Origin of the sequence: Pseudoalteromonas luteoviolacea (genome assembly GCF_021654285.1) — a bacterium.
Lineage (GTDB): Bacteria > Pseudomonadota > Gammaproteobacteria > Enterobacterales > Alteromonadaceae > Pseudoalteromonas > Pseudoalteromonas luteoviolacea_J.
The window spans coordinates 1-474 of the sequence record NZ_JAKFZS010000108.1 but is presented as its reverse complement, the minus strand read 5'-3'; the positions used below and the strand labels follow the sequence as shown (position 1 = coordinate 474).

1 protein-coding gene is annotated in these 474 nt (G+C 42.8%); it reads right to left on the bottom strand.

Annotated elements, in window-relative coordinates; genetic code table 11:
• Positions 1 to 474, bottom strand: a 474-nt coding sequence (locus tag L1077_RS27225) for an IS30 family transposase (protein WP_237139891.1), incomplete at both ends; no start/stop codon positions are given.

The following is a 474-nucleotide window of genomic DNA, read 5'->3' as shown; positions in this document are numbered from 1 at the left end:
CTCTAAATGGCATAAGCATCTCTATTGTCGCCTTTGTGACTGCATCAGCCGATTTTGATGGCACTTTTTTCGCTAAATAAAAACGACTTTTTCGCTCTAAAATGGTCACTATCGCGCCTGTTCCATGCTTACCTAACACTGTGTCAATTTCCCAATCGCCAAATCGTTCTCGACTTTCAACAATCACTGGTCGGTCATCAATTGATATCGCATTTTTAATCGTTGGTGCCTTATCTTTTTGGCCTCTACGATATCGCTTATGTCCTTGTCTTAAGTGGCGATAGAGCTTACCACCTCGACATTTATCTCGAGCTATATAACGATAAATCCACTCATGGCTGACGGTTTCACCTACGCTTGTAAGCACATTGGAAATTTGCTCAGGACTCCAATCGATACTAAGCAAAAAGCAAACATATTTCACGCGCTGAGCCGGTATCCGATACTTGCGCGCAGTCACACGCCTTTTAACAA